Below are 7,878 nucleotides of genomic sequence, written 5' to 3'. Positions count from 1 at the left end.
CCTTGAAATCCGGCAGATCATGGCTCGAAATCCGCGTGAAGTTCGGTTGCAGGACACCTTGGTATTCCAGCTGTTCGCAGGTCTGAGCGAAGGCGACAGTCGCGAGCCCCTGCAGAATCTCACTGACCGGGTCCGCATCTGTGTCCCCCAGGTTCAGTTTCAGGTCCGGAAACTTCTCCAGACCGTCCCGGATCATTTTCCGCAGGGCCAGGCCAATCACATCGGCGGCCGTCTCGATCTCGGCGAATTCCGCTGCCTTAACAAAACGGAGGTAGGAGAGGACGCGCGGCACCTGCAGTACCTGTTTGACACTCTCTGGCAATGCCTCGTAGCGGGAGACGGCGTCATCGCGGCTCTGCAGGTAATCGGCACATTGTTCCTGGGTAAATGGTTCCAGACACACAAATTGCCAACTGCGGAGTTCGGGACGGAAGACTTGATCCCACTCGCGATTGATGGCGGGGGGACGCCCCGTCACGATCAGCTGACACTGTCGCCAGAGGGGATGATTCCGCATGAACTCGAAAAACGGCAGCAGGCTGCCTTTCCCCACCTGGTCCAGGGCGTCAATCACCAGGATCAGCTGCCGCTGCCTTAGAGCAAACCGCAGTTCCTGTGGCGTGACTGTGACACCCTGTTTTTTATACTGATTCGTGATTAATTGAACCAGTTTTTCTTCGGTATCCAGTTCTCCGACATGCTCGACGATCTGTTCGGCTTCCAGCCGAATCGCTGACTGGTGAAATACACTCACCAATACATATTCCAGATAATGGGAAATGATCGTTTTACCCATCCCAGCGGCATTCACGAACACCGTCAATTGCGCCTTTTCACCGCTGGCCAAATCCTGAAAAAACGTATGCCGGTCCTCAACTGGTTGCCAGCGATCTGCCAGGGGAACACTCTGGCCGGGCCCAAGCCGGGCCTCCAGGCGCTGGATCGCCGTCAGCGGGTTGTCACCCGGTTCACATTGCAACAGTGCAAGCTGCTGATTCGAAATAAATCGCTGCAGATCAGGAGGATCCTGGTTCATGAAATCTGGCCCCGCTATCTTGGTGTCTTGATCAGTTTTGTATTCTTCAAATAGCCAGTTAAGGATTATGGCTGATGATCCGTGTCACCTGGGGGTTCCTCATTCTCTTCAACTATTGCTACTGGGATTTGATACTCGGCTGTCCCCGGTTCCCATTGTTCCAGCCACTTCATTTTGACCTGTTCCGCATATTGACGCTGAAACGACTTCCGTTCCAGCATCATCTGAAACAATGTGCCTGCGTTCTGACAGACCAGATAGCCTATATTCAGAGCAGATTCAAACTTATCCTGGCCAGCCTCTTTTTCATCGATCTCGAGATCGTCCAGAGACTCTTTTTCAACAGCAATATAATGAATTTGCACCTGTTCGGCTGCCTGCTTTTTATTGACGATACCCCTGACTGGCCCCAGTTGCAGATTTTCCAGAAACGCTTCTGGATTATTTTTAGTGCTCAGCCACTGACCACTCTTCTCGTCAGTCGTATTGATGGTAGCTGAAGCAGCAATTCCGGAATGTAATTTCCAGTCTTCAGCTGTTGTTCCATCATGGGCCGGATGCAGATGTCCGGCTGCTGATAACAGCCCTATCAGGAACGCGGCTTCCGGGGAGCGTCCACAGAAATCCCTGCTGCAAGGAGCGCCTCCCAGAATTTCCATTCCCCAGCGTGCTCGATAGCGGTTTTCCAGACCTGTCAATTGCCACATATTCTGAATTGACTTAAGAATGGGAGATTTATTTTCTTCTTCCGGGAATCGCATGAGACCGTTAAGAAGCAGATTCGGAACGATGGCCCCAGGCGCAGGTACCTCAAATAATTCGATCGATAATTTGAATACACGGCCATCTTGTCCCGTATCTGCCAGAACAAAGGTTTCCGAAGTACCTACTGGTTTTCCAGTGAGTGTTCCCGGTTCCACACACCAGTGGTCCAACCAGTCCAGCAGCATCCACTCTCCGATGGTATGCGGGGGGTGACCGAAAGAATTTTCCAATACCTTGTATAATGGGTCTTCGGGAGATTTTACTTCTGTAACCCTTAGGTCATTCTGGATCTCATATAGCTTATCAAGCTCTCTGGCCAGAGATGGTAGTATTTCAATTTGATCCAGGGTAGAAAGTTCTTCAGGGGCTTTTGTCAGATACTGTTGAGCCAGTTCCAGAGTTTTTGTCAAGGCTTTATATTGAACAGTCTCCCAATCACCGTCCCCCTGTAAATGTTCCTGGATTATTTCTTCCACTTTTATATGAGGAAATCGCTTATCCAGATACTGTGTCAGAGACACGGCCTCTTTGTCATAGGTAAACTTTTCCTTTAAGAGATCAGCTGAAATGGATCGTAACACTGCCACCAGATGACTGCTTGATCCATACATGAATATATCTGGTTGTTGATTCAGGGCATTGATAGAAGCATCGTATGAAGCAATAAAGTTGCTCCGGATTTGATTTGTTGAATCTTGGTCTGACATTGTATTTTTAGTCCTTGCGATAAACGGAATTTAGAATACCCGAGGGAACAGTATCATCACTGGGGAACGCTGGAAGTGAAAGCGTTGTAAAACTGAAACCAGATTATTTATCTTCTTCAGTCAAGTCATCCTATAAGTCATCGTCCCAATCCGCTAACAAAAGCCTGACTCCCTCAAGATACGGAGACTGGGGATTCTTCTTCAGTCTAGCCTGTAAGGTTTCAATCAAACTGGAATCGAGTTCTTCAATGTTTTCCGGTCCCAGGGGCTTCAGGTAAATCGCACATTGCTTATCATCCAGCAATTGCTCTCGAGTGATTCCCAGGGTCTCAGCCAATTCAGTCGTTGCCAATGTTCCCACGACACGATTTTTTGCAACCTTGTCGGGACGAACTGGAAGCAGTGCCTGACCAAGGGATTTCCCGGATCGAGGATCCAGGGCTTGAATCAACAGAAAATAATAGGGGGCGTTGAGTTTCCGCTCATTCTCACCCCATTCGAGTTGACAGCTGAGATAATTCCCTTTCTCTGTGAAACCATACTGTTTGTCATCCAGGATTTTTTCAACTTCAGCAGTCTGACCGCTGTTAACCCGATCGTTTCCTATCATAACTGGTGGAGGTGTTTGTATCCGTTGGAAATTAAAGAAGCCCTGCGGGTTCACCGGGGACTGGCTACGTCTGACAGTCTGTTCCGCTCCCTGTTGATCATCCTTACGGAATGCATAGCCCGCCGCTAAAGCAGCCCGAATTTGAGAACGCAACTCAGCATCAACGGGTTTCTCTTCCATAAAATCCAGAAAATCATGCACTGTTGCTTTTCTCTCATTTTTATCTTTGTCATTCATTGGTTTATTCCTGATTTTATAATGGTGGTTTTCATTTGATTAAGGTGAAGGGACTGTCGATTATTTTGATCTCTGATCCTATAGTTCTCTGGCTTTATTAAATGCATCCTTCTCTTTTAGACGTAAAGTCGGCACCGAAATCTTCAACTTGGCCGCTGCTTCTGCTTGAGTCAATCCACCGATGTCTTTATATGTAATCAGGAACCATTCATCTTTTGTTAAATCTGATTCAAGGTCTTGAATTTCCTGCAGTAGTTCTACTTGATTTTTTCCAGTTCTCCACCCCTTTTCATCAATCAAACCTGGGGCTGAATCATTTGAGTTCATTTGGGGCTTACTTTTCGTCTTTGGGAATTTTTCATATGAGAATCTACCAATCAATTTGTTGTGTAACGCACTTGCATTAGCAGAATTGTTTTCACTCTCATATTTTTTCTGATTGGTCTCATCAGAGAACTCAACACGAAATTTTCGGGCATTAGCCAATGTGTAGATAAACAGAGCGTAATAAAAGTGCCAGAATAAATGTCGTAGATCGTTAACGATTTCTTCTGATGAAAGCCCTTCCTCCTGGCGTTGTTTGATATCATGGGCAACCTGTCTGGCAATATCCTTGGCGTTTTCAGTGATATTATTTTCAATGCATAACTTGTACATCCCCATAAGGGAGTGATAACCAGACTTCATTTTTGAGAATACTTTCGAGCGAATCTCCTCATCACAAATCAGACGTGAACGAAATTTACCGATCACGGGAGGATAGAGCGTCTGGGGCACCTTGTTGTTTTCCTGCGGTTTGTAATCAATAAAATGTCTCGCTACCCACTCTGGAGTTTCTTCTCCAAAGAATGCTGTCATCCCCTCGGCTAGCTTGGCCCCCCCCTTGTCTACCAGATCCTGTTCGTAGCGATTCAATTTATCTTTATGCCATTTCAGATTTTTCTTTGATGATTCTGCTTGCTTTTTCAGTTCATAATCAAAGTTAGCTCGGTGCTTCTTAAAATCTTTATCCAAAGGGGTAGCATTCTCATCATAAACTTCATCAGTGTAGATAGGGTGTTGCTCATTTACGATTTGCGTAACCATTTCCGGGCTGTCATTCCACTCTTCTTTTGTTACTTCAGCGGAAGGCAAGGGGTGTTTCACATCTGCGAACATCAGATTCAGGTAATGCTGAAACCTTTGATGATCTGAGATTTCAGAAGGAGCCGCTGATTTTTGATCAGGGGTGTCCTGATCTACGGTTTCCACGGCATGCGCTTGGTCTTGCGCATTATCATGCTCATCCAGATACGCAGAACCCTGGTTTTCGTGAAGCGAATCTGTTTGGTCCTCTATTCGATATTCTTTAATCAAATCATCGATCATATCTTTAAAGGTTTGATAAAAATCCGCTTCGGCATCTTCGGCACCATGTGTATATGAGAAGTCCTTTTCAGAGTTGTTTGCGTTATCCATTCTCGCTGCAAGTCGCTCACAAAACCGTTTTGTATCTTCTGCTCTTCTTTTAAATTTCTCTACTAAATCAGATTGTTTTTCCTCTTCTACTTCAGTCCAACGCATCTTTTTAATTAATTCTGCTTCATCAGAAAGATCATACCCTTCTTCTTCAGGACGGATCAGCCAGCGTATTCTTTTTTCATTATGAATCAGCCAGCGTAGCAAATTGGCATATTTCATGGTTGTCTCCTTGCAGGTGTTTTAGCTGTTGATATTCATCACACCACATCAGGTCGTTACTTCTTGATTCGGAACCAGATTCTGTATTCCATTTGTTTCCCTATTTAATTAAGGGGTTCTCGCAGATGCAGAAAATAAATTATTTTCAAATTTTCTCTGAAAAATTAAAAAAAACGGCGAGATACGTCGTTTCTCTCTATCTTGAAGTGGTTTACGTCATTTGATCAATTAGGCCCCGATTGAATGCTCCTCCAAATTTACAACGAGAGCGCAGACTGCGTCTGCATGAAAAAAGAACAAAAAGAAACAGGGCAAAGGGTAACAGGAATAAAGGGCACAGGGTTACTTGGTCCTCGAAATACGAAACCCGATACTGTCGTTGTGTTCCGATGCAGCGTCCCAGGTGCGAATCGACATTCGAAGGCCGAACGGAGTGCGACTCCAGGCACCGCCGCGACACGACATCAGATTGTTCGGATGCACCCTCTCTAGGGTACCCGTCGGATGCCCCATGTAAATTTCCTGGTACTCATTCCCCATCCATTCCCACTGATTTCCCAACAGGTCCATCACTCCCTCTCCCTGGGGATCCAGTTTCTGGGTTGCCTCACTGGCCCGCTGGGAATCCGCGGGAACCGTCCCTGTTTCGTAAGCATGATTCCCGTGACACTGCTCGTACTTTTTTCCCTTATCACCCCACTCGGGAGCCCACCAGTAATCCCACGTTAATTGCTCCACTGGAGACATGCCATATTTGACCGCGTACTCGAATTCATGCTCCAGCGGCAAGCGGCAGGATTTGTTATCCCACCGGCACCACAGGCAAAACCACCACGCCGTTTTACAGTTAACACACAGGGCCGGACAGTCGGGCTCACCACTTAACCTCGCATAATAATACTTCCCACGCAGACCATGTTCTGGGCTGAACAGGCGAAACCACGCATTCGTTACAGCACGACGCTGCATGCCAAACGGAGACACTGAGATCGGATTAGAGATCGCAGTCTCATTCTCTTGTTTTGGTGGGTCTGATCCGAACCAGACCACATGGTTTCCCTTTTCATCCAGCATATGGGGATTGTGATCATACTCATCCGCAAACCAGACAAAATCTTTCTGGAGTTGAACTGCTTCTTGCTGCCGATATCTTCCTTGTCTTCCTTGTGAGATCGCTTGAAACTCACCCCACCAGCGACTACGGATCTGCAGAGCAGATTCATTCCGCTCTTCACACCGTTCTTGCAGTCGCCACCACGTCTGGTAAATGAACTCAGAGGAGCGTCTCGCTTGCCACTGGACTTCATCCAAGTTGGTTTCTGAATTCATTTCATAATAGAACCGTCCTGTCTCCCGATCGAAACAGGGGAGGTAGAGCAATTCGGCAGTTCTCAACCAGGAGTCAACCTCGGTCTGCTCGACTCGAAGATCGCAGAAATACTGCCAGATTACTGTGTAGGCATGTGACGACTCGACGTCCCATTCTACGATCCAGTTCTGTTCCCACATCAGTTGCGCATCTTCAGGCTCACAGAAGTTCGCCAGAAAATAACCACAGAAGAATTCCTGAATTCCCCGGTTCGAAAACGCAAACTGGTTCCGATCGCCGCCGGAGGAACGTGCCTGGGGACCGGGTACCAGCAAGTTCCCCTGAATCGCATGATCCAGTTGGCTCAGCATTTTAAACAGTTGATCTTTCCGTTGAATCCAGGAATTTTCGTCCTCTAATGTGGCTTGCATCCGTTCCCAGACCGCCGTGCGAAACTGACTGAGTCGTTTCTTGTTATAAACGCCACTAAAATTCGGCCCTTCCATTTTGTCTTGCAGACTGGTCAGCACAAACGCACAAACCGCCAGGACTTGCATCATTAACTCAAGGTCTGTTTCTGTGGGTTGCTCTTCATCATGATTGACGGGCCGTGCTTCTGGATGTTCCTCCATCGATTTCCAGATTGCCGACACCATAGCGTAGTACATGATGTCGGCGGGGGTCTGCAGGTCGCCGTTATCCAGGCGCAGTAGATTGACTTCCCGCAGATACTGCAGCACTCGAGGATTATCCAGCGTTGCTTTCAATCGTTCGTTGTCTTTGATATTCGGGTGCTCGTAGCGGGAAACCGCTTCTCCAGCCACTTTCAAAAAGCGAGTTTTCTGGGCGTTGTCGAAGGCAAGCACCCGCAATAACTGCCAGTTCCCTTGCGCAAAGAGTTTTTTTCGGAGCCCCAATGCATAGGGACGGGTTGAAATCACAAATCGGCAGTCTTTCCAGGGCCCCTGCTGATTCAGCAATTTGGCCAGACGATCGAGTTCCCCGGATGCTTCATCCAGAGCATCGATCAGAAACAGCACCTTGCCCTGCTTTCGCATCCACCGTAAAGATTGTTCCAGCGCAGCAGTTGATTCATTCGTATGATCACTCAGTTGTTCCAGCGTCCTGTCAAACAGGAATTGAGAATAGTTTTTGAATCCATAATCGTCTACCAGGTGTTTGGCTTCCAGCAGGATCGGCAGGCAGTCGAGGCGCGGATGGGCCAGCACATAGTGCAGCCACTCCATCATTTTGGTCTTTCCCATACCGGCCGCGTTAACCAGCACCGTTCGCTGAAAGTCAGTGGAACCTGACAGCGACTGCAGCAACTCTTCGCGTCGCTGAGTGAGATCGTCCCACTGCCAGGCAGCATCTGCCGGTTGCGCACGCTGTTCGTCTTCCAGGTAAGGCAGGACTTCGCTATGCAGAAAATCGGCTGGCGCCTGAAAACCAGGTTTCAGCTTCAGCAGTTGTAGCTTTTGGTCATGTATGTACGGCGGAGGCATTAGTTCGTTCTATTATCTTCATTTGTTTT

Annotated in this window: 5 protein-coding genes; all 5 read right to left on the bottom strand. The window is 47.6% G+C overall.

Features of this window, described 5'->3' with window-relative positions; all coding sequences use genetic code 11:
* Window positions 1-1,036, bottom strand: a 1,036-nt coding sequence (locus ACN0YN_RS30735; RefSeq protein ID WP_417388691.1) for a hypothetical protein, incomplete at its 3' end; no start/stop codon positions are given.
* A 65-nt stretch (window positions 1,037-1,101) separates the two neighbouring features.
* Window positions 1,102-2,508, bottom strand: a complete 1,407-nt coding sequence (locus ACN0YN_RS30730; RefSeq protein WP_417388690.1) for a hypothetical protein — start codon at window positions 2,506-2,508, stop codon at window positions 1,102-1,104.
* Window positions 2,509-2,638: 130 nt separating this feature from the next.
* Window positions 2,639-3,355, bottom strand: coding sequence for a hypothetical protein (locus ACN0YN_RS30725; RefSeq protein ID WP_417388689.1), 717 nt, complete (start codon window positions 3,353-3,355; stop codon window positions 2,639-2,641).
* A gap of 78 nt (window positions 3,356-3,433) precedes the next feature.
* Window positions 3,434-5,035 (bottom strand): hypothetical protein, encoded by a 1,602-nt coding sequence (locus ACN0YN_RS30720; protein WP_417388688.1) that lies wholly within the window; start codon window positions 5,033-5,035, stop codon window positions 3,434-3,436.
* A gap of 342 nt (window positions 5,036-5,377) precedes the next feature.
* Window positions 5,378-7,849, bottom strand: coding sequence for an SUMF1/EgtB/PvdO family nonheme iron enzyme (locus tag ACN0YN_RS30715; RefSeq protein WP_417388687.1), 2,472 nt, complete (start codon window positions 7,847-7,849; stop codon window positions 5,378-5,380).
* Window positions 7,850-7,878 lie beyond the last annotated feature (29 nt).

The sequence above is a fragment of the Gimesia sp. genome (assembly GCF_048260065.1).
GTDB lineage: Bacteria > Planctomycetota > Planctomycetia > Planctomycetales > Planctomycetaceae > Gimesia.
Note: the sequence above shows the minus strand (reverse complement) of the source record. Positions and strands in the feature narration are given on the sequence as shown.